This window comes from Paenibacillus sp. ATY16 (genome assembly GCF_003399985.2).
Lineage (GTDB): Bacteria > Bacillota > Bacilli > Paenibacillales > Paenibacillaceae > Pristimantibacillus > Pristimantibacillus glycanilyticus.
This window is the reverse complement of sequence record NZ_NMOK02000001.1, coordinates 62,165-85,046: the sequence shown is the minus strand read 5'-3', so window position 1 is coordinate 85,046 and position 22,882 is coordinate 62,165. Positions and strand designations below refer to the sequence as shown.

15 protein-coding genes are annotated in these 22,882 nt (G+C 50.0%); 4 read left to right on the top strand and 11 right to left on the bottom strand.

The features are described 5' to 3' along the window. Positions 1-14: 14 nt before the first annotated feature. The 9 genes from CFI03_RS00420 to CFI03_RS00380 all read right to left on the bottom strand — a co-directional run bounded on the left by CFI03_RS00420 (position 15) and on the right by CFI03_RS00380 (position 14,542). Positions 15-506, bottom strand: coding sequence for a hypothetical protein (locus CFI03_RS00420; protein ID WP_116393688.1), 492 nt, complete (start codon positions 504-506; stop codon positions 15-17). A gap of 92 nt (positions 507-598) precedes the next feature. Then, positions 599-2,035 (bottom strand): glycosyl hydrolase family 28 protein, encoded by a 1,437-nt coding sequence (locus tag CFI03_RS31235; protein ID WP_116393745.1) that lies wholly within the window; start codon positions 2,033-2,035, stop codon positions 599-601. 320 nt (positions 2,036-2,355) lie between these two features. Then, on the bottom strand, positions 2,356-3,846 hold the full coding sequence (locus tag CFI03_RS00410; RefSeq protein ID WP_205411924.1) for an alpha-L-fucosidase: 1,491 nt from the start codon (positions 3,844-3,846) through the stop codon (positions 2,356-2,358). Positions 3,847-3,886: 40 nt separating this feature from the next. Continuing rightward, a complete protein-coding gene (locus CFI03_RS00405) occupies positions 3,887-5,557 on the bottom strand; it encodes a type 2 periplasmic-binding domain-containing protein (RefSeq protein WP_248756126.1) in 1,671 nt (556 codons plus the stop codon). A 106-nt stretch (positions 5,558-5,663) separates the two neighbouring features. Then, positions 5,664-6,563, bottom strand: a complete 900-nt coding sequence (locus CFI03_RS00400; RefSeq protein ID WP_116393686.1) for a carbohydrate ABC transporter permease — start codon at positions 6,561-6,563, stop codon at positions 5,664-5,666. A gap of 15 nt (positions 6,564-6,578) precedes the next feature. After that, positions 6,579-7,526, bottom strand: coding sequence for an ABC transporter permease (locus tag CFI03_RS00395; RefSeq protein WP_481857640.1), 948 nt, complete (start codon positions 7,524-7,526; stop codon positions 6,579-6,581). A 361-nt stretch (positions 7,527-7,887) separates the two neighbouring features. After that, positions 7,888-9,567 carry a type 2 periplasmic-binding domain-containing protein gene (locus tag CFI03_RS00390; protein WP_116393684.1) on the bottom strand — a complete coding sequence of 560 codons (1,680 nt, stop codon included), beginning with the start codon at positions 9,565-9,567 and terminating at the stop codon, positions 7,888-7,890. Positions 9,568-9,594: 27 nt separating this feature from the next. Further along, positions 9,595-11,790, bottom strand: a complete 2,196-nt coding sequence (locus CFI03_RS00385) for a helix-turn-helix domain-containing protein (RefSeq protein WP_116393683.1) — start codon at positions 11,788-11,790, stop codon at positions 9,595-9,597. 34 nt (positions 11,791-11,824) lie between these two features. After that, positions 11,825-14,542 (bottom strand): glycosyl hydrolase family 95 catalytic domain-containing protein, encoded by a 2,718-nt coding sequence (locus CFI03_RS00380; RefSeq protein ID WP_116393682.1) that lies wholly within the window; start codon positions 14,540-14,542, stop codon positions 11,825-11,827. A gap of 153 nt (positions 14,543-14,695) precedes the next feature. Here CFI03_RS00380 and CFI03_RS00375 point away from each other — a divergent pair, with 153 nt between their 5' ends. Next, positions 14,696-15,595 (top strand): AraC family transcriptional regulator, encoded by a 900-nt coding sequence (locus CFI03_RS00375; RefSeq protein WP_116393681.1) that lies wholly within the window; start codon positions 14,696-14,698, stop codon positions 15,593-15,595. Here CFI03_RS00375 and CFI03_RS00370 read toward each other — a convergent pair. Continuing rightward, positions 15,592-17,364: a beta-L-arabinofuranosidase domain-containing protein gene (locus tag CFI03_RS00370; protein ID WP_116393680.1), complete on the bottom strand. Its 1,773-nt coding sequence runs from the start codon at positions 17,362-17,364 to the stop codon at positions 15,592-15,594. The genes CFI03_RS00375 and CFI03_RS00370 overlap by 4 nt on opposite strands. Before the next feature lie 191 nt (positions 17,365-17,555). Here CFI03_RS00370 and CFI03_RS00365 point away from each other — a divergent pair, with 191 nt between their 5' ends. The 3 genes from CFI03_RS00365 to CFI03_RS00355 all read left to right on the top strand — a co-directional run bounded on the left by CFI03_RS00365 (position 17,556) and on the right by CFI03_RS00355 (position 21,385). Further along, positions 17,556-18,431, top strand: a complete 876-nt coding sequence (locus CFI03_RS00365) for a helix-turn-helix domain-containing protein (RefSeq protein WP_162862741.1) — start codon at positions 17,556-17,558, stop codon at positions 18,429-18,431. 360 nt (positions 18,432-18,791) lie between these two features. Then, positions 18,792-19,595, top strand: coding sequence for an SDR family oxidoreductase (locus tag CFI03_RS00360; protein WP_116393678.1), 804 nt, complete (start codon positions 18,792-18,794; stop codon positions 19,593-19,595). 41 nt (positions 19,596-19,636) lie between these two features. Next, positions 19,637-21,385 (top strand): alpha-glycosidase, encoded by a 1,749-nt coding sequence (locus CFI03_RS00355; protein ID WP_116393677.1) that lies wholly within the window; start codon positions 19,637-19,639, stop codon positions 21,383-21,385. A 41-nt stretch (positions 21,386-21,426) separates the two neighbouring features. Here CFI03_RS00355 and glgA read toward each other — a convergent pair whose 3' ends face one another. Beyond that, positions 21,427-22,860 carry a glycogen synthase GlgA gene (gene glgA, locus CFI03_RS00350; RefSeq protein WP_116393676.1) on the bottom strand — a complete coding sequence of 478 codons (1,434 nt, stop codon included), beginning with the start codon at positions 22,858-22,860 and terminating at the stop codon, positions 21,427-21,429. Positions 22,861-22,882: the final 22 nt, after the last annotated feature.

Sequence of the window (22,882 nt, the reverse complement as noted above, 5' to 3'; positions counted from 1 at the left end):
ACCTTATCAACACTCTAATAAAAATCAAAACATCCCATTCTACATTTGCATGAATCGAAACCAGACGTCCCTTCTCCTACCTCAGATATACTGAATAATACTCTGTCGGCCTTTGAATTATAAATATAAATGGAGCCGATAAGCGGATTTGACTTCACATATTGCTTTAATTTCTTTAATACATCTTGATCGGCAAATTTATCTGGTTTATCAACATACAAACCGTAATTAAGATCATTATCCATACTATTATTAAATAACTGATAAAAGTTATAATAGACATTAATGAGCATTGTATCTGCAATATAATAAGATTGCGAAATAAAGTTTTCAGAGGTTTGACTGATTTGCTCTATACTTTTATTGCTGTAGGTGCGAAACAAGACAAAGGAAAAAACAGATAATAGAACGATAACAATAATGAAATAGGACGATAAGATTTTTATTAATAAAGTATCCCTTCTAAAGAGGCGTGTTAGCCTTCCCCCCACACGTTCTACTTTCATTTGGCTACCCCCTCATTATATCTATTGGGAGAACGACCTGGGAAACCGGTCTTATAATCCCGTCCCCCAATTCGCCCTGAACCGTCCTATCGTCACTTTAGAAATTGAATGCCGTACGCATGCTCATTAATGTCGAAATGCCCCTGCTCCGCATCCAAAATCAGCTCGCCATTAATACGCAAATTGGTGAAGGTGACACCATCCACGGTCCGCTCCCGGTCAAATCCGTAGATTCGGTTTTTATGTTCATTTTTTCCGTTATAGGTCACATTCCGGAAATGAATATTCTCAATGCGTTTACCGGCAACAGGGTTATATTTCTCATTCCACACGATACGGATGTCCACCAGCTGGCCTAATTCAAAATCCTCCACACGGATGTTGTCATAGGTGACGTTCCGCACCGTGTTATTATCGCCAACATTAATGTTCATGGCCCCCCAATAACCGGGCTGGGGCTCGTGGTGCTCCAAAATATCGATATTGCTGAACTGGATATCCTCGATCAAGTCACCGCCCCGGCGATAGTCTCCGTGTCCGCCGATATTCATTGCATGTGCAACGTCGGCCCATAAGACGGAGTCTTTGACACTAACGCAGCGCGAATCCCCTTTATAATCCCAGCGGCTGCCGTATACGGCAATGCAATCGTCGGACGTCCGCAGGAACACATCCTCAATCTCTATATGCGAACTGGACATCATGTCGATGCCGTCGGACCATCCCCGCGTGCTGAAGGATTTGAAATCGCGGATCCGGATATGCTCGGACTTGCCGATGTAAATGCTGTAATGCGGCGGATCGAGCAGCACGATACCCTCCACTGAAATATGAAGCGAGAACATAATCCTAACGCCCCGAAAGGCGGAGAATCGGTGGAAGTCAGATAAATATATCACACCTCTGCCGCGTATGGTGACATCTTGTACATGATCGCAAACAAGGGAACCGACAACTATAGCGCCGCCGGCTATAAAGACGGTTTTACCGGACGGAATGAGGAAGATGGTCTCCTCCAGATAATGCATCCCTGGCCCGAAATAAATCACCTCCGGTGCCGCTCCCCCAGGCAGCGAAAGATTCGCCAAACGTTGAATATCCTCCATTCTGTGAATGGCTGGCTTCAGGAACAGCACATTCGGGTCATCCGGTTTCGGCGGATTGTCCTCCGGTGCATTTGCGAAAAGATGCAAATTGCCAAATCGGTCCCCGTTCACTTCAATAGACAGCTTGCACGGTTCTTCCAAGCGGAAGGTAACGGCCGCACCTTCCACTTCGAACGGGATCCGCTTAGAGAGCGGGCGGATGACAGCTTGGTGAATAGGCCCCTTCCGGTTCTCGACCCGTACCTCCACCGGTCCACCCATGTCAAAAAAAGACATGGAAGCCTGTCTAACATTGTGCATATCCACCTTCGCTTCATACACGAAAAGCGGCTCCCAATTCCCTCCGGGGATGCGGATGCTTACCTCAAAATCATCCCGGCCAACCGCCCCTGCGGGCGCATCCCAAATCTTTAAATAGCTCACGAAGTTCTCCTCCCAGCGTAGGCTCATCATACGTTACCATAACCTCCTAAGCCTGCTCCTTCGGCTGACGGATGTCGATAGGGATGATACCGTTTTCAGGAATATTAACTATAAAATAATGCACGATTCGTTCATTTCCCTTTCACTTTAATAGCATAGCTATGAGTGTTCAAGTTCTCGTTTTATCAAAACGCCGATTTGATGGTTTTTGAACCTGTTCAAAAACACGCTGCAGCGTATCCTGATGCGATTTGAACTCACACTTGATCAAAAAAAAGAGCAAACGCATTCGTTGCTCTTTTCTCCATTCAAGCCTATGTTTAAATTTCAATGGCAAGGCAGTTGACGTATTCCGTTGGCAGTGACTCCGGCAGCGAAACGACGAGCGCGCCGAACGATTGCTGGAAAGGCACTTCTCCGGCACCGAGCAGCCGCACGTTCTTCACCTTCTCTTCCGAGCCGAATGTTCGGATTACGGCAAGACGGTCTTGCGGCACAGCCATCTGGAACGCATAGACCGTGCTGCCTTTCTGCGTGAACCGGAAATCCGACGCGGTCCACTCCGCCTTGTCTTCCTTAAAGTGATCAATAACGACGCGAGTGCCGCCTTCGCCCGACACGCGGAACGGTCGGGTGCCATATACCCCCTCCCCGCAGGCTTCAATCCACCGCGCCATTTCCTTCAAGATGTACCTGCATTCATCGTCGATCGTGCCATCGGGCTTCTGCGGAATGTTCAACAGCAGATTGCCGTTCTTCGCAATGATATCTACAAACATCTCGATGACATGCCCCGGCTTCTTGTAGACGGATTTTACATTATAGAACCAGTCACCCAGGCAGGTGTCCGTCTGCCACGGTTCCGGTTTGATATCCGGCTCTTGGCTGCGCTCGATATCCATTACGCCGATGCTGTAAATCTCTTTCTTGCGGTCCTTCTGGTTATATACCGCCCTGCTAACGCCGCCGTTAAGCGACGCGCTTGTGTTGTACAGGTGCGCGACAGCGTGCAGCCCCGTCTGGTAATCAGGATGATCGGGATTAAAATCCGATTTGTCCCACGTGTTGACGAACGGCACCACGCCGTCCGAGTACAGAAGATCCGGTTGATACAGGTCGATGACTTCCTTTACGATATCGAACCAGCGCTGATGCCACCATTGATTCGGCGTATACCATGGGTCCAGATCGTACATTTTCTTGCCCGGGTCGTGATGCTCGCGGTTCGGCAGGTACAGATCCTCGTACTCGGGGTCATTGCCGTCATAGGGAATGCCTTTGTACGGTCCTTCCTTGTCCTGCCCTTTGTTCCAATGGAACCAACTGAACGTAGCGCCAAGATGTTCGGTCAGGCCGAACGGCAGTCCCCGTTTTACCGCAGCCTGCTTCCACAGGGCGACGATATCCTTTTTCGGACCCATGTTCACGGAATTCCAACGGTGGATCCTGGAATCGTAGTTGAAAAAGTTGTCGTGGTGCATGGCCTGCGCTACGAAGTATTTAGCTCCTGCCGCTGCGTATAAGTCCATCAGCTCTTCGGGATCGAACTTCTCGGCCTTCCACAGCTGGACGATGTCTTTGTAACCAAATTGCGATGGATGCCCGTAGTGCCGGACATGATAGCGGTATTGTTCCGAGCCTTCGACGTAAAGGTTGCGCGCGTACCAGTCTCCGTACATGGGGACCGATTGGGCGCCCCAGTGCGACCAGATGCCAAGCTTGGCGTCCCGGAACCAATCCGGGCATTCGAACGTCCGCAAGGAATCAAAGGTTGGTTCGTAGGGACCCTTTGCAATTTCTGTCTTCAGCAAATGAAAAACCTCCTAATTAGTTGTCTCGGCATGATCTCCGTTACTTTGCCATTTTGTCGTACGCATTCTGATAAATTTCAAGATAGCGTTTCAGTTTTAAGCCATCGAAGCCCTTCACGTATGAGTTCCACTCATTGTCCGTAAGCTTCTTCGATCCGGTTATGAACTGCGCCATATTCGAGCGGATGTAGTCATTGATTTGCGGCTTCAATTGGTTAACTTCCTTGGCGTCCGCCGTTTCCATGAAGATACCGAGCGGGAAGGTCTCTTTCGGCTGCTTGTTCTCATAGTTGTTCTGCGTTTCGAGGAACAGTCTGTACTCATACCCTTCCTGCGTCATCGGATCTTTCGGAGCAACCCAGGATTCGCGGATATCGCGCGTCCGGCGCGTGATGCCCATTTGATCCCACGTGTCATTATTTGTAGTAGAAGAAACCATATCGAAGTACTCAGGCTTAAGATTATACTTCGCCGGTCTGCCTCGGACATCAACGGTTCCTGAAGGCGCCTTCTCCCAGTACTTCCCTTCCAATCCGTATTCGTTCGTGATCGCATGATCCTCGGACCACATGTAATCCGCCATCTTGATCGCTGCAATCTGTTGTTCTTTCGACGCCTTGTTCGTAATGGCGAATTGCCCGTTGCCATACGATTTGTAGTAAGCCGTATACGCAATGCCGTTCGGGCCCGTCAGAGGCGGAATGGATACATAATCTTTGTGGCGTGTTTGGTCGGCCGCAAGGCTGAAGTACAGACTAGGAATGCCGCCGGCGATGACGCCTAGCACGTTATCTCCAACTTGGTTGGCTACCTGCGAAAGCGCGTCACCGTTTTGCGTGAACGATTCCTTGTCGATGAGTCCCTCGCTGTACAGCTTGTTCACATATTCGAGGCCTTGTCTCCATTCCGGCTTATCGGCGGAAAGATCAACCTTTCCGTCCTTCATATTGAAGAAGTCCTCGTCATTGTCATAAATAAACGCGTTCATGAGGAAGTTTGAAGGAACGCCATGCCATGTTCCAATGGCCCCGGAATAGGGAATCTCGTCGGCTTTGCCGTTGCCGTTCGGGTCCCCCGTCTTGAACGCCTTGAGAACGTTATAGAAGTCGTCCGTCGTTTTTGGCATAGGCAATCCAAGCTTGTCTAACCAAGCCTTGTTGATCCAGGCTTTCTGGGAGTACCAACAATGGAAGCAATCATTCACATGCGGGAGCGCATAAATGTTGCCGTCCGGCGCCGTAATGGCCGTTTTGAGATCGGGATCGTCATCGAACGCTTTTTTGATCTCACTGCCGTATTGGTCGATCAGATCGTTCAGCGGAAGCAGCACGCCCTGCTGGCCGTAATCGATCTGTTCGGACTGCGTGAAATCGCCGGAAAGGAACACGGAAGGGTAATCGCCGCTTGCCATAATCAATTTCTTCTTATCCCCTGCGCTCGCACTCGGCGCCGCATCGAATTTGAATTTGATATTCAGCTTATTCTCGATATACTTGGTAACGGCATTTGTTTTTATATCCTCAATGCGTGGAGATAATGACAGGAATACATCCAGCGTAACCGGACTTTTGCTACCCGAAGCCTGCTCGCCTTCGGCGTTGCCGCTTCCGCTATTTCCGGTATTGTTGTTGCCGCCGCTGCATGCACTCAGGAGCAGGGCGATTATCAACGCGAGACTGATGGCTATTCCGATTTTCCGTCTCTTTTCCAAGATGACTCCTCCTTTTTATTCCTTTGCTCAATTTGAATTGTCTTTGTGCTATCTTCCGTTTTTCTTGCCCGCTTTCGGCCTCACCTCCCTTCTACGTGATTTCCCGCTATCCTTTGATAGAACCGATCATGATCCCTTGAACGAAAAACTTCTGGACGAACGGATAGATGCAAAGAATAGGGACCGTCGCTACCACGATAAGCGAAAATTTCAAAAGATCTCGCAGCCCCTGTCTCGCAGCCATCTGATTGGCGTCCACGAGAGAAGATGCATCAATGCTATTGAGAATAAGGATGTTGCGCAGAATGATCTGAAGCGGATAAAGTTCTGGTGATTTTAAATAGATCAGCGCGTCGAAATAAGCATTCCAGTTGCCTACCGCGTAGAACAATATCAGCACGGCCAGGATGGCTTTCGAGAGCGGCAGGACGACTCGCCACAGAAACCCGATATCCGAGCACCCGTCAAGCTCCGCCGCTTCTCCCAGCTCCTTCGGAATGGTAGACTGGAAAAACGTTCTCGCAACGATGACCTGAAAGACAGCTAGCGCTCCGGGCAAAACCATGGCCCACCTTGTATCCAGAATACCTGCCGCCTTGACCGTGAGATACGTCGGAATCAGTCCACCGCTGAACAGGATGGTAAAGACTAGAATCATCATGATCGCATTACGCCCCACGAACGTCGACTTAGACAGCGGATAGGCGATTGCCACAGTCATGACAATGTTTATCATTACGCCAAGCACGGTATAGATGAACGAATTGATATAGCCGGTCAGAATGGCCGGATTAGAGAAGATTACCTTATACCCCATTAGACTTATGTCGACCGGCCACAGCCAGACCCGTCCGCTGACGACTGCCTGCGGTGAACTGAACGATGAGCTGAGGATGAAAATGAGCGGATAAATGACCACGGCAAGCACGCAGAAGAGAAAGATGTAGATGAGCCCAAGGAAAATCCTGTCGCGGACCGATTCGCGTATTGCGTTTACACGGTTCATAAATATCGTTCCTCCTTACCACAGACTACTTTCGGAAATGCGTTTGGCAATCGAATTGACGGTAATGAGCAGAATCAGGTTGATGAAGGAGTTGAATAGGTCGACGGCAGACGAGAAGCTGAAGTTCGCTCCGAGTAGACCCATCTTATACACATAAGTGGATATGACTTCCGAAGTGCTTACGTTAAGCGGATTTTGCATCAGGTAAATCTTCTCGAAGCCGATGTTCATAATCTGGCCGACGCTTAGAATTAGCAGGATGATTGCCGCCGGAGCTATGCCCGGCAAATCGACGTGCCGTATCTTCTGCAATCGTGAAGCGCCGTCTACCTTTGCCGCTTCGTACAGCTCCGGATTGATGCCGGCTAGCGCGGCCAGGTAAATGACGGCACCGTATCCGATTCCCTGCCAGACATTGGAGAATACATAGATGCTCTTGAAATACCCCGGCGTGCCCATGAAGTTGATAGAATCGAAACCGAGCCCGCGAACAATGTAATCCACGAAGCCGAGCCGCGGAGAGAGGAAAATAATGATCATGGAAACCATAACGACGGTCGAGATGAAAAAGGGAGCGAAGGTTACCGTCTGGACGGTCTTCTTGAACTTCATGCTCTTGATCTCATTAAGGGCCAGCGCCAGAATAATCGGTGCGGGAAAGCCGACGACCAATGAGTACAAGCTAATGCCGAGCGTATTCTTGATCAGCAGCCAGAAGTTTGGCGATTGAAAGAACGATTGAAAGTGCTTGAGTCCTACAAATTCACTTCCCGTAAACCCTTTAATGACGCTGTAATCCCGAAACGCAATTTGCGCGCCGTACATGGGAATGTACTTAAAGATCACGATATAAGCCATTGGAGCAATAATGAGCAGGTACAGCTGCCAATGCCGCTTGATCCCTTTCCACTTCCGCCTGGCGGACGGCAATCCGCTTCTCTTATACTTGCCGCGCGCATCCATAACACTGGTTTTCATTTGCCCGACCACGCCCTTTCCTTGCGATAGATTCAACCTGACTGGCCTAACGATAGCGAACTCCGGCCAAGACCGTCAACGGACAGAAATCTACTGCCGAGCACATTTCTAAAAGCGCTTACATTTGTATGAATTTAAGGCACCGCTCATTTTTCGCATACCGATCAGTATTCTTTAAAACATAAAAAAGCCTTGATCCAGAAAGATGTTCTGAACCAAGGCTTGTACTTACCACAATAGAATTTATAAGTTTCGATGTCAGTCGAAAACTGAAATTCTATTCGGCGATAAAACCTACCTATTTGACGCGGTCGCTCATCGTCGAGAGGCCTCGATAGAGGTTTGCTCATTTTTGTTTATAGGCATCGTAAGCGTTCTGATGGATCTCCATGTACCGGTCGAGTCTCAACTGCTTCAGCCCGTCCACATAGTCGTCCCAATCGGCATCCGTATCCTTCACGCCCGTAATGAACTGAACCAGGTTTGTTTGAATATATTCATCGATTGGAACTTTCAATCGGGCGGCTTCCTCGGCGGCGGAGGTATCCGTAAAGATATAGTCCGGATAGACCTCATCCGGTTCCTTGCCCGCATACTTCCGCAGCGTCTCTTCGTAAAGCCGATGCTCATAGTCGACGAACGAACCTGGACTCTCCGTCACGGCCCACGATTCCCGCAGGTTCCGATCCCGATAGAGCAGGCCCATCTGAGCCCAGACGTCATTCTGTGCGGACGAACTGGAAAATTCGGGATCGAGCCAATATTTTGCGGGCCTTCCGTGCTCGTCGTATTCCCCCGGCCGTCCTTTCCGCCACCACTTGTTCTCCGGCCCCCACTCGTTGCGGATAGTCGCCTCTTCCGTCATGAGGAAGTCGGCCAAGCGCAGTGCGGCAGACGCTTCGGCAGCCGTTGCTTTATCGGTGACGGCAAAGGCCGCACGGTCGAATGAGCTGAAGTATCCGGCAGTCTGATAACCGGAAGGACCGATCAAGGGCGGGACAGCCTCATAATTGCCGCTTCGGCTGCCGGTGTTGCTGTCGAAAACCATCCGGGCAAATCCCGTCGTGACCGCGCCAAGCACATTATCTTTGCGAGATGCCGTCTCCACTAGCCCGTCAAGGGATTGGGTGAACACTTCCGGGTCGATCAATCCCTCGCGGAACAGCTTGCGGATATAGGCAAGCCCTTCCCGCCATTCCGGCTGAATGGCAGCCATTCCGACAGTGCCGTCACGCACAAAGAAATAATTGTTGTCTGTGTTATAAATAAAGGCGCTCATCAAAAATCCCGTGATTTCCGTATGCCAGCTGTTCATCGCTCCGCTGAGCGGAATCTCATCCTGGAGCCCGTTTCCATTTGGATCCTTCAGCTTGAAGGCGCGAAGCACCTGGTAGAGCTCCTCCGTCGTCGTTGGCATTTCCAGGTTCAGCTTATTTAGCCACGACGTATTGATCCACAGCTTCTGCGCATACCAGCAATGGAAGCATTCATTTACTGACGGAAGCGCGTAAATATTTCCGTCGGGAGCCGTAATCGACTTCTTTAAATCCGGATTTTGGCGGAAAATCTCCTTCAGACGGTCGCCATATTGGTCTATTAAGCCGTTCAGCGGACGAAAGATGCCCCTCTGTCCATATCGCACCTGTTCATCGGGCGTAAGACTGCCGTCGAGAATGACCGCCGGGTAGTCTCCGCTTGCAAACAACATGTCTTCCGCATTGTCCAGTTCGCTCTCTTTGGCAATGACGAATTGGAGATCAATACCGAGCTTTTGTTCCACATATTTCGTAAACCAATTATTCTCCAATTCCTCTTTCGTAAGGTCGGAGCCCACCAATACCTCAAGCTTCACGCGCTTGTCGGCGATAGGGAATTCACCCGGCTTACGGATGACCGTCTCCGTGCCGCGATTCAGGGATCCGCCGGCCGAAAGGCCTCTCTCATGAATGATCCATAACATACAGCTTATCAGCGCGACTGCAGCCCCAACCATTACGGATAATACAATCGTTCGACTTCTGATCACTGTGTCCACCTCCGGGCAATCGAGCTCCTACTCTTGCATTCGACTGCGATAATCCTGCGGCGGCAGTCCCTCCATCTTTCGGAACACGCGGCGGAAGGTCGCGGAATTGGGGTATCCCACTTTCTCGCCCACCTCCTGGATCGGAACCTCGCTGTGGATAAGCAGCTCCTTCGCTTTCCTAATCCTGACGGAAGCCAGGAAGTCGAGGAAATTTTCGCCGAATGTTTCTTTGTATAATCTGCTTAGGTATTTGGAATTGACAGAAAATCGATCACTCAGGAAATCGAGCGACAGATTCGGGTTTGCGTACTCGTTCTCTATACACTCTTTGATGTCCTGCAATAAGTTATAGTAGGCTCGCGGCGAGCGCAATTCCTGCAGCTGTCTGCTGCATTCGTCCAGCACTGCGAACAGCGTCTGGCTCAGTTCGTTCAGCGTATCGAATGTCTCCATCTTGACGCGAACGTCTTCGAGCGCCTGCCTGACAATCTGGTTTTCCTCCTTGGACCCGTTCGAGTGATGAAGGCCCAGGTAGGCAAGCAAATAATCTAATAGTTTGACGATCTCGGCCTTCCTGGGTTTATCCGCGCGAATATTGTTGAAGAGCTTCCAATATAGAGTCTTCCACTGCTCCTCCCCAAGGCGAAAGGCGGACGAGATCTCGTGAATCACGCGAAGATGCTCATGCTCATTCTTACGCTGCTGGTGCTCGGCGTCCGAGTACCGGATGATCCGGTTCGTACCAAGCACCGCCTTGAAATGCAGGATCGAGCAAGCTTCTTCATAGGAAGAACGAATATCTTCAATACGGGATGTTGCACGACCGACTCCAATGGTAACGGTGAACTTGAGATTTTTGGCAATCCAGTCGACAATCGATTCATAAACGGATGTGAGGTCCTTTTGATCATTCTGGAAAATAACAGCGGATAAATGGGTAGGAGATGTCCATTCCAGCCAGACGGATGCATCCGGCTGCTGAATCATTTCGTTGACAACACTGCTGACGACGAATTTGAATAGCGAGCGGTCCCGGCCGCTGTATGCACAGAATGCCTGCTCCGCATTGTCGACCTCGATCACGATTGCCTTCAGCGTATGGAATGCCGGCAACTGCAAGTCCTCGAAAGAAGTCTCCGACAGTTCTCCATTCTCGTAATGGCCATGGATCAGAATGCTGAATGCATGTTTGCGTTTCAGGATGGCTGCCTCGCTGAATTCTCTCTCGACAAGCTTCGACTGTGCGGCGAAATTATTGATAGCGGATTCAATAAAGGCAAACTCATCGAGTGATACGCTGCCCGCTGATCCTTTTCCGTCGAACAGCGAGTGGTTCAGCTTCACCACCAGCTCTTCAAGAGGCTTATAGTTCGCTCGTGTAATATAGATGGTGAGTATAAGGCCGCCGACAAACACAATTACACCGACTGCAAACCAAACGCTGGAGAACGCCGATGTTGACCGGGCCAGCAGTCCGCTGTTCATCCCGCTTTCTACAGTCCAGCCCGTGTAATCGGATGTTAAGCTGGCCGTTACTTTGCGGTCCGGTTCCAAATTACCGATATAAATCGGTTGCCGGTCCCGGCCAAAAATATTCACGTAAGTGTTGGCTTCGTCGTAAAGAGAGGATACGGTTGCCCGAATGGAAGAAGTATCGATATTCACCACGATAATCCCTTTCGATCCGGAGCTAACCGGAACCTCATGAACGAGGCTGACGACGCGCTTCGTGTTCTGGAAAGAGAGTTCGCGATACTCCCGTACATCGGTCCAAAGAGGCCCGTTATGGAAACCGGAAACGGACCGAGCGAACGCCCGGTCTTCGAATATATTGATATTTTTCCGCATATTTCCCGAAAGAATGGTTCCGTCGCTGTATCGGTACAAATAGAAGGAATCGATCAACGGCACTTCCCGCTTCAATTCGTTGAGACGCTCCAGAACCTCATAGTTTATATAAACGCTGCCGGTTCCGCTGTCTTCGAAATAACTGGCCAGCACTTTGCTGTTCAGAAGCTCGCGGATCACCATATGATCCACCGTTTTCAAGGAAACATTGACCGACTGCAGCAGCTGGGCTGTGAATACCTCGCTGGACTCTTTCGCATTCTTTCGGTTCTGGTCCACGATTACCCGAAGAAAAACGAAAAGCAAAAAAGAAAAAACGATCAGAAAGAGCGGGATGTAAGACCAGATCATCTTTCGAAGCCAAATCTTACTCATTAGCCTCCTCCTCTAACAAGCTCGATCTATCCCATTAATCGGATAACGTAAATTCGACGGTAACGTCTATACCGGAATTCAGCGATAGGTGGATATAATCCCCATATCTTACTTCAAGAGCCGCTGCTTCTCTTCGGTTGACCGTGGCTTTTGTCCAAGGGATGCCCAATTTAAATTTGATTTCATTGGAATTAACAATGGAATTCAAGGTAACGCTCACTGTTTTGGATAAGAGATCCCATGTTAAAGCGCGGACCTCCACCCGGGTTCTTGCCATCAACCCATGAATGGAACCCGAATGCCATTTCGAGGGCAGTGCCGGAAGAACCTCAATTTCACCGGTGTTGGAGAATAGCAGCGCTTCATTAACGGCTCCCATCGTACCGAATAAGGTATCCGTGCAATAAGTATCGCATCTTCGGTTTGTATCATGGTCCGTCATCAGCGATGCGTAATAACCGGAATCCGTCATCATCGGCAGAAGGGCAGCGGCTACTTCGTTGCCGTCCTTTAATCTCGCAGAGACCAGCGCCTTGTGCATCCAGCCGTGCCCCGCCGTGGCGTCCGACGTATTGTATTTGTTTCGGTTCTCCATCGCGGTAATGGCGGCTTTCGTGAGTTCCGCATCGTTCTGCGTCTCGTATGCTGGCCATGCCGGGTAGAGATGGCTCAAATGGCGGTGGTTGTTGTTCTCCGTATATTCATTCATCGCCCATTCACGCAAAGCGCCGTCCTTGTCCACCTTGTAGTCCGGCAGCAGTCCCAGCAAAGACTCCCATCGTTCGACCGCTGCTTCATATCCTTCGCGCATGACAGCTTGTTCCACGGTTATGACCATGTGCAGTCCATCCCTCGCTGCCGAAATATCCATGGTGGCATTGGCCGTAAGCGTGCTGTTGTAACCGATCGGGTTATTCTCCGGCGAATAGGTAGGGATGAGCAGATATTTCTCGCCAGGATTTAGCACCGACTTGCCTTCCTCATAGCACGCGTTGCCGTTTACATCCGTATAGTACTCCGGCGTACATAGCTGCTCCCAGAAATTGGACTGCTTGGTCAACAGCGGAAGCAAAATATCTTTTTCCAAATCCAGATATCCCTGTTCGAGCAGCTTTTCGAATTCTCCATCCGTCAGCCCCCCGTCCCTTACGCTGAGAATAGGCTTCAGTTCGTGGATTCTCATGTAATCGTTGATCGGGATCTGTTGATTGCCGCAGCACTGCCAATATTCGAAGATGGGAAGCAGACACCAGCTTGCTCCCGCATTCCAATATTGAAACGGGTAGTCATTGTCGTATTCCACGTGCATCCCGCGGTCGATATCCGAGTTGACCGACACCTGAAGCGCATCATGCATCCCGTAGGCCATTCGCGCATTGTATTCAAAATCGGGCGTATTTCTCAAGAAGAAGGTGATATACCCGAGCTGGGCATGCGTCATATGGCCTGTATTCATGGGAGAGACCTGCAAATTCACGTTGGCGTCAAGGGTATAGATGGCGCGCCAGCCCGGATTCCACTCTCCGGTCCACATGCCATACAACCGCGGCGCGCTTGAGCCGCTGCAGCAAATCAAGGCATATCGCCCCTGGTTGTACACCTGTTCCATAAAAGCATGATTGATCCTCGATTTGGATGCCTTCTGCGCGTTGATCAGCGTTATATTGTCCGCGAGCTTGTCGTCCTCGTCGCCTGCAAGAGAAAAACGTACGGCGTTAAATTCCGCGGCATGCTTTAGCGCGTGAGGCGCAAGGGCCGCATTGTAATCGAATTTGCCGGAAACGTCCTTATATTTTTCAGCGACAGCATTCGTATTCTGAAACAGACGGTCAATGATCGGGTATCGCGTTATACCTGCAAATTCATCGATTTTGCCCATATCAAATGTTCGGTTCGATTGCGTGATTAAATAGACGGCTTCGGCATCGATCACTTGAATTGCCGGATTCCGCTCCTCTCCGACATTCATCGGTTCATTCGTATCCGCGAGCAGCACTCTCTTCTGAGTTCCGTTAACGACCACAACCCGGGTCAGGCCGGCGTATCCTCCATCGATCAACTCGCTGCCCGGGTAGGACGGATAATGGGCAACCTGCGCGATATAGGTCGCATTCGGATCAACGAGCTTCTTGTATTGGAGCGCCGTCAGCTCGGACAACCCGTCCCGCGCTTTGTACATGCCCGAAATGTCATCGATGGAAATGATCATGTTGATTTTGGCGCCGGCGGAAGATTGCACGATCTTCGTAATCGATACGTTGTCTTCCCTGGACGTAAACGAGGTTCGGATCCACTCGCCGCATTCATCGGAATAACGGACGCCGGTTTCCGCCGTCTCATAGTTCGTCCATCTTTCATAGCTGGACACGGTTCCCTTGTTCTTGGCGTTTAATCTGAGCTGGTGTCCCGGATGATAGCTGTAAAGAAAGGTTCTTTTCCTGGTTGTCCCGTCCGGAAAGGTAATCTTCCATTGATCGTTAAGATCAAAAACATTCCTCCTGGCCGCGGCAAGCTGCCCGGTCAGTTCTTCCGGAATCACTCTCGGCTCGTTGGACGGATAGTTGAACCACATATATTGAAAAATAAAGGTGTCCGCATATGGCGATCCCGACGTGACGTACCCGTTCTCGCCGTTTCCGCTAACCATGCCGTCCCGCCACGCCCGACCGGGATTGAACGCTGGAATCTCGGTATAAGTGCCGGCGTAATTGCCTTTTTCGTACAGGCGTACAGAGTTCGAATCTTTCGTCATGCTAGGATTCTCCTTCACTTCGTTTGACCTTTATTATAACGATCGTCTCCTATAAAGCGGCATTCACTAGAACGACAGATCCTCGCTCTAAATGTCGCAAATTCGCAGATCTGTTATAATGGGAACATAAACGGTCTGAGGAGTGAATGGAGCATGAATTTACCGCCGATCCACTTGGAAAATACGAATCTGAAGATCACAATCGGCGGGCTTGCACTGAATGTGCTCTATATCAGGTTGGGCATTTTTTATCGTTCTTTTCCAGAGCACAGCCATAGCAAACGAAGCTATGAAATGCATTTTATTCCTCTCGGGCAAGGAACGTTGATTGCAAGCGGCCACAGTTATCCGATCATCCCCGGCACCTTGTTTATGACAGGCCCTGATGTCGTCCATGAGCAGATCACGAACCCTTCGGATCCTATGTCGGAATACTGTATTTGCTTCGAGCTGTTGGATTACGAGCCTACTCGGGATCCGGAACTTGATATCTTAACCGAAACCTTCGCGCAAACTCCTTTCTGGTTCGGCCAAGATTCGCAAAACTTGATGGAGCTGTTCGAACAGCTTTCATTCGAAACGACCCGCAAATCTATTGGATATCACCGGTATGTAGGCACCATTCTCGAACAGATTGTCGTCAAGCTCATTCGGAATTATATGGGGGACCAGATGGCCGTCTCCGTCTCGCCGACACCGCTGCAAACGCCGGACGACAAACGACTGGCCACCATCGAACACAGCTTTCTTTCTCAATATAGCTTCATTACCGTACAAGCGCTTGCGAGCACATTGGGCTTAAGCGTTAGACAAACGGAAAGAACGATCAAACAATTTTACGGCATGACGTTTACCCAAAAGCGTAACATGGCCAGGTTAAGCGCAGCTGCCCATTTTCTTACCACGACGACCATGACAATCAGCCATATCGCGGAAACGGTCGGATATTCGTCTCTAGAGCAATTTTGCTCGGCCTTCAAAATAAACTATGGAATGCCGGCAAGCCGGTATCGCTTATCGCGTTCTGCTCAAATTTCCAAAACGGCTGACTAAAGCGAAAAACGACCATGCGTGGCTTGCCCCGTCCAATCGCTATAAACCGTGTATTCTTCTTCCTCTACTCGATACAGCGGAATGAATTTCATCTCCCGATGCCCTTCTACGGAAAACGCCAAATCCACCGTTGGAAGCTGAATGAATTTCTCGAGGAGATTAGAGACGGTGATATCCTCTTGTATTGGTTGATGGCCAACCCGAGCAAGCAAAATATTGCCGTACATGACTGCCGAAATGTCTTCGGAGCCCTGAAGTGGAACCCGTTTCAGATCTGCATGGATATCAATATCGACGATATCGCGATTATTATAAGTATGCTCTACGATGATAAAACCGTTGTCCTCCATTACATCGATAGGCGTGCCATTGATTTTAATCCCTTTAATGGCTTGCCTTTTCAGCAGCAGTTTAAATGACGTAGGTTCCGTAACTTCGATGACGAGCCTGGAAGTTCGATTGTCAGGAAATTCGCTTGTTTGCGAGATAACCGCTTTCTGCTCTCTCCAAATAACCGTAGAAGAAATAAAAGCATTAAGCAAAATCGTGCCTTCGCTTTTAAACCAGATGTTTTTTTGAAGTTCGCTCATCGCTTCAATTCCGGACGCGGTACAACACCAGAAAGAATCATATGGCTCACTAAATTTCTTAATCGCGCAATGGCCAAGAGGCTGATGGTACTGCGAGAGGCCCGTTTTCGCGCTTGCACTGTTCAAGACGGCATTATATTTCAACGTCTCCAGATGATCCAGATATTCAACCGCCCCGGACCATTCAAGCAATCGCTCCAATATTTTCTCCGTATTATGAGCACAGCAGCTTTCGCTTTCACCGCCAGTTAAAGCATCCCCAAGCTTACCGAAGCCTCCCCAATGCTCTGATTTCTCAGAGACACTACCTTGAATATAAGCAGTAGCCTTGGAGCTGCTATTACCGTTGGCGAAGGTCCTTCCTTGCAAAAATTGATAAAAATGGATGGCCATTTCTTTGTATTTCGTTTCACCACTGATCGAAAACCGATGCATAGCTGCAATGACCATGGGAAGATGCGTATTGGCGTGAAGATCTTCAAGGATGTCGTGCCCGGCTTCAAGCGTATCCACAAAGTACATCCTGTCGAACTTGTTTGCCAGCTCGAACAGCCGATCATCCCCTGTCAAATCATACAAAGTATAGATCGTATCTCCTATCCCCCCGAATTCATTCACCGGATTCAATTTTGTACAGCGGAGAATTCCATCGATTTTCCAATAAGAGAGCTTCTCGAATCGCCGATAAATATAAAGGGCTAAGTTAACAGCAAGATGCAAGGACTTGGTGTTACCCAAATAGTCATAACAGTCGACTAAACCCTGCATGATTTTGTGTAGGGTATAATAAGGCGCCCATACCTTTCTGTTTTCCTCAAATTCTAAGATATCTATCTTTTCTTCTTCGAAAGCGCTCAGATATCCGCTTGGTTGGGCGCATAATTCCATGATGTCAACTATGGCGGATGCCTTGCTTTTTAACAGTCCGTCCTGATCGGCAAAAGCGAATTTTGCGCAAGCTGAGAGGAAATGTCCCACAAAATGACCTCTCAGACCGCACTCGCCGTCTTCCCAGCCACCCAAGGGTTCAGCATTCGACGGGATACCCGCATTGATCTTAAAATTATGCATAAGGCGATCCACGTTAAATTCAGATATATACGTTTTTACGAGTGCTCTTCGGCAAGCAAATGTTTGGTCAGTAAGCTTGACTTCATCAAGTTTAAAATTGACGAACATATTGATTTCCCCCTCTTTTTCGCGATGTTTATACTTCTTGCAATACCCCCATTTTAAACGGGAAAGTCCACGCTTTGAATTCCCTCACTTTGGTTTGCATATCTTATATTTGGGTTTATGAAAGTAATAGACAAAGTACGAGGGGCATCTTACAATTAGCGATACGCATCAAAATGAAGGGGATTTTTCATGTGCATGAAGTTATTTTACGCTTTGATCAGGTACTTAAAATCAAAGAATTTGGATTTCACACGACAAATAACCTGTACACACACCCGAGTCGAATGCTCGACTTTGATGTTTTTCTCTTTGTCGCCGAGGGCCAGATGGAAGTATGGGAAGAAGGACTCGAGTATATTGTCAAAAAAGGGCAGTTCCTCTTTTTAAAAAGCGGAATGTCTCACTGGGGAGAGCCAAAAACGCCTGCCGGAACATCCTGGTATTGGATTCATTTTTTCGGTCATTTAAATGGGGATGGAGATACGTTGCATGATTTGAATAGTAATAAGCTGTTTGCCTCCCCTACCGTCATGGATGCGCAAGAAGATTATCGAAAGTCCATTGCGCTGCCCAAACATGGAACGCTATCTCAAACTAAAGGTTTGGAAAATAAACTGGATGCTCTTATTCAATTATTTCATTCCTCCGATCCCTTTCGGGCACTTTCCCTGAGCTTGCAAACCATGGAGCTGTATTTAAAGCTATATCAAGAATCTATGAAAGAACACCCGCCAACCAAATCCGACCGTACGGTTCTGCGAATTATCGATTATCTAGAGAACAAGAATAATTATGAGATCAACTCCAAGGAACTTGCGGCTAGTCTCGATATGAATTACAGCTATCTGTGCGAAATCTTCAAACTGAAAACAGGATCTACCATTCACGGGTACAACGCCCGGCTATTCATGAACAAAGCAATCGGACTTATGAAAGATTCCGAGCGCAATGTTTCCGAAATCAGTGATTTGCTTGGATTTAAAAACCCATTTTATTTCAGTAGAGTGTTTCGTAAGATAATGGGTTGCTCGCCATCGGAATACATGAGCCGTACCTATAGAAAATAAACAGCGGCTTCTTGTTAATAAAAATGGAGGGTGGCTTTTTCAGCCCCCTCCATTTTTGAACAAAAGTACTAGTCCTTTTTCCGAGTCAACTCCACGATCTTTAATAGAAGCGTGAGCAAGGCGATAATCTCCAGGAAGCTCATGCTATCTCCTCCGATCCTGATAAGATGACTCTTCATCCGGACCTCCCTCTCCCATGAGGAGTATTCTGTTCCCTATAAATTTATTCAGGCTAATCCGAGATTAGAATAGCTCTTCCATTCTGATTGGCGCATTAGCATCTACTTTGTGTCTCTTGCCTGTTTAACGATGGCCGGATCCCGTGTACTAACTAGCAAAAGCCATAAAGGAGAGATGTACATGTCCAGTCAATCAACAGCAAGACGCATAGAAGGAAAAGTTGCCTTAATAACCGGTGCCGGTTCCGGTATCGGACGGGCTGCCGCGGTCCGGTTCGCGGAGGAAGGAGCGAATCTTATTCTGCTTGACCGCGACCGGCAGACGCTCTCCGTCGTCTGCCGCGAGGCGGAAGCGTTTGGAGCCAAATCCATCGCCGTCGAGGCCGATATATCGGACGAGCATTCCTTGGCGGAAGCCTACGATAAGGCAATCTCCGCGTTTGGGCAGCTGGATATCGTTTTTGCCAACGCAGGCATTAACGGCACTATTTCTCCCATTGAGCATATGTCCAAGGAAGAATGGGAAGCTACTATCAGCGTCAATCTGACCGGAACGTTTCTGACGGTTAAGCACGCGATCCCGCTCCTGAAGGAAAAAGGCGGCAGCATCATCATAACGAGCTCCATCAACGGCAACCGCGTGTTCTCGAATTTCGGCTTCAGCGCCTACAGCAGCTCGAAGGCCGGCGAGACCGCTTTTACCCGCATGGCGGCACTGGAGCTTGCGGAATACGGCATCCGCGTCAACGCGATTTGCCCGGGTGCCATTTCGACTAACATTGATCAATCTACCAAGCCCAAGCCGGAGCTCGAAGAGATTCGGATCCCCGTCGAGTTCCCGGAAGGCGGTCATCCGCTTGAGGATGGACCCGGGAAGCCTTCGCAGGTTGCGAATCTCGTGTTGTTTCTCGCTTCGGACGAGGCAAGCCATATCACCGGGACCTCCGTCTATATCGACGGGGCGGAGTCGCTTCTTCGCGGTTAATCCGGTTTGAATGGAGTGTAGAGAAAAGGAGATGAACCGTTTTGCAAAGAGAAAGCATCTATCATTCCCCCAGCCACAGATGGTCGTATGCCTATGATCCGGACACATTCCATCTGCGCATCAAAACCAAACGTAACGATGTCGAGCGGGTTGTTGCAATCGCAGGAGATAAATATGATTGGGACCATCATTGCCAGGAAGTCGAAATGGATCTCATTGCGGCCGACGGCCTGCATGATTATTGGGAAGCCGTTATCCGGCCGGAATTCAAACGATTCAGCTACGGCTTCCGGCTGCATAGCGTCGAGGAAACAATCTGGCTGACGGAAGACGGCTTCTCCGAGGAGGAGCCTACGCCGGCTGGCGGTTATTTCGAAGCGCATTACATTCATTCCATAGATTTGTTCGAAGCCCCGGAATGGGCGAAGGAAGCGATCTTTTATCAGATCCTCCCCGATCGCTTCGAGAATGGGGACAAGACAAACGATCCGGAAGGCACTAGCCCATGGGGAGAGCAGCCGGAGGGAGAATCCTTTTTCGGAGGGGATCTGCAAGGAATTATGAACCGCATCGAACACTTGAACGAGCTGGGCGTTAACGCCGTTTATTTGACGCCGGTCTTCCGTTCGCCCTCCAATCATAAATACGACACGATCGATTACCGGGAGGTTGATCCTTATTTCGGGGACAAGGAGCTCTTGAAGAAGCTGGTCCAGACCTGTCATGATCATGGCATTCGCGTGGTGCTGGACGCCGTGTTTAACCATGCGAGCGAACAGTTCCCTCCTTTCCAGGATGTACTGGAGAAGGGCGAGCAATCGGAATATAAAGACTGGTTTCATCTAAATGGCTTCCCCGTAGAGGTTCAGGACGGCATACCGAACTATGATACCTTCGGCTTCTATGGCAATATGCCCAAGCTGAATACAGCCAATCCGGATGTGAAAAAGTATCTGATCGAAACCGCGGTGAACTGGATGAAAGAAACGGGAATCGACGGCTGGCGGCTGGATGTGGCGAACGAAATCGACCATCACTTCTGGCGCGATTTCCGCATAGCCATTAAGGATGCTAATAAGGAAGCTTTTATTATCGGGGAAGTATGGAGCGATTCGCTGCGCTGGCTTCTTGGCGATCAGTTCGATTCCGTCATGAACTATCCGTTTACGGAGCTGGTGCTTAGCTTTTTCGCAGACCGTGCCATCCCGCCGGCGAGATTCGCGGAAAAAATGAACCGGCTGCTCATGCGGTATCCGCAGCAGACAAACGAGACGCTGTTCAACCTGCTGTCGAGCCACGATATCCCGCGCGTCATGACCAGGTGCGGCGGCGATACGAGCCGTGTGAAGCAAGCCGTTGTATATATGATGACCTCTATGGGTCTGCCATGCGTCTATTACGGCGATGAATTCGGCATGGAGGGCGGAGAGGACCCGGATTGCCGCAGATGCATGGTGTGGAGCGAAGAGGATCAGAACCGGGAGCTGTTTGATTTCTACAAGCTGCTCATCTCGCTTCGGAAGGAGCGTGCCGCCCTTCGCAGCGGCCGTTTCCGCGTCCTGTTAGCGGATGAAGACAGCGGCTCGCTCATTTACGAGCGGCTGGACGGCAAGGAGCATTTCACGATTTGGATGAACCGGTCGGATGAACCGGCCGAGCTTTCGCATCCGATGAACGAAGGCGGATGGCGCGACGCCTTAACCGATGAGCCGATCGACAACCCTGACGGCATGCTTGTTATCGGGCTCGAGCCTAACGGCTACCGGATTGTGTGGCGTAAAATCGAATAATACAAATGAAGGGGTGCCGGATTCGTCCGGCACCCCTTTCGTTATGGCAAAAGCTCCTCGTATAACTCCTTGTATTGCTGTGCCGAACGGTTCCAGCTGTAATCGCCCTGCAGAGCGCGGGTTAACAGCTTTTGGCGCACCTCTTGGTTCCTCCATAAAGCTAAAGCGCGGCGAACCGTGAACAGCATGTCCCAGCTGTTATAGGGGGCAAAGGAAAAGCCGTTGCCCTCCCCCGTGTATTCGTTATAGCTGTGCACCGTATCGCGCAAGCCGCCCGTCTCCCTTACGATCGGCAGGCTGCCGTAACGCAAAGCAAGCAGCTGGCTGATTCCGCAAGGCTCAAATTGAGACGGCATGAGAAACAAATCCGAGCCGGCATAAATCCGGCGGGCGAGACCGTCGTCAAAGCCAATATAAGAGACGACTCTTCCTTTGTGACGATGCTCGGCTTCGCGGAACAGATGCTCCAGATGCGGATCGCCTGTTCCAAGCAAAGCAAGCTGAACATTTTCGCTGTGCATCAGCTCGTCCAGCTGCTCGAGCACTAGCGGAAGCCCTTTTTGAGCCGTCAGCCGGCCAACCATGCCGATTAGCGGGACTTCAACATCCTCGCGCAGGCCAAGCTCCCACTGGAGGGCGGTTTTGCATACAAGCTTGGCCTCCGGGGCATCGCCAGAATACCGAGCCTGTAATTGCGAATCGGATGCCGGATTGTACAGAACATCGTCAATCCCGTTTACGATGCCAACCAGACTATCTCCTCTGCTGCGCAGCGTGCCTTCCATCCCGCAACCGTATTCCGGCGTCGTAATCTCCCACGCGTAGGACGGGCTTACGGTTGTAACCCGGTCAGACAGCTGGATGCCGGCCTTCATGAAGCTGACCGATCCGTAAAATTCCACATGATCGTAAGTCAAATAATGCGGAGGCAGACCCAGCAAATCGCCCAATGCATGCGGCGGGTAAATACCCTGGTATTGCAAGTTATGGATGGTGAATACGGTCTTAATGCCCGCGTATTCCTGCCGCCAGCTGTAATGATGGCGCAGCAGCGCCGGAATCATGCCGGTATGCCAGTCATGGCCATGAATGAGATCCGGCCAGTAGCCGATTGCGGGGAGAGCCTCCAGCGCGGCCCGGCATAAGAAGGCAAATCGTTCCCCGTCGTCGTCATGGCCGTATGCGGAGCCTCTTTTGAAATATTGCTCGTTATCGAGAAAATAATAAATAATGCCGTCTTGCTCCAGTTCTTTGATTCCGCAATACGCGTACCGCCAGCCGACCGATACCCGAATCTCCGCAATCGTCTTCATCCGCGAGCGGTAACGCTCCGGTATGGAGGTATAGAGCGGCAGCATGACGCGCGCTTCAACTCCTAACGGCTTCAGTGCCGCCGGCAGCGCGCCAAGCACGTCGCCTAACCCGCCAGTCTTCAGAAACGGGGCGCATTCCGCCCCCACGAACAATACTTTCAAGATCCCTCTCCCCTTTGGCTCT

What these genes read in the sequence shown, in the direction of transcription:
- CFI03_RS00380 (WP_116393682.1), bottom strand. Translation starts at nt 14,542, where the DNA reads ATGACGAAAGATTCGAACTCTGTACGCCTGTACGAAAAAGGCAATTAC.
- CFI03_RS00400 (WP_116393686.1), bottom strand. Translation starts at nt 6,563, where the DNA reads ATGAACCGTGTAAACGCAATACGCGAATCGGTCCGCGACAGGATTTTC.
- CFI03_RS00420 (WP_116393688.1), bottom strand. Translation starts at nt 506, where the DNA reads ATGAAAGTAGAACGTGTGGGGGGAAGGCTAACACGCCTCTTTAGAAGG.
- CFI03_RS00395 (WP_481857640.1), bottom strand. Translation starts at nt 7,526, where the DNA reads ATGGATGCGCGCGGCAAGTATAAGAGAAGCGGATTGCCGTCCGCCAGG.
- CFI03_RS00385 (WP_116393683.1), bottom strand. Translation starts at nt 11,790, where the DNA reads ATGAGTAAGATTTGGCTTCGAAAGATGATCTGGTCTTACATCCCGCTC.
- CFI03_RS00375 (WP_116393681.1), top strand. Translation starts at nt 14,696, where the DNA reads ATGAATTTACCGCCGATCCACTTGGAAAATACGAATCTGAAGATCACA.
- CFI03_RS00360 (WP_116393678.1), top strand. Translation starts at nt 18,792, where the DNA reads ATGTCCAGTCAATCAACAGCAAGACGCATAGAAGGAAAAGTTGCCTTA.
- CFI03_RS00370 (WP_116393680.1), bottom strand. Translation starts at nt 17,364, where the DNA reads ATGTTCGTCAATTTTAAACTTGATGAAGTCAAGCTTACTGACCAAACA.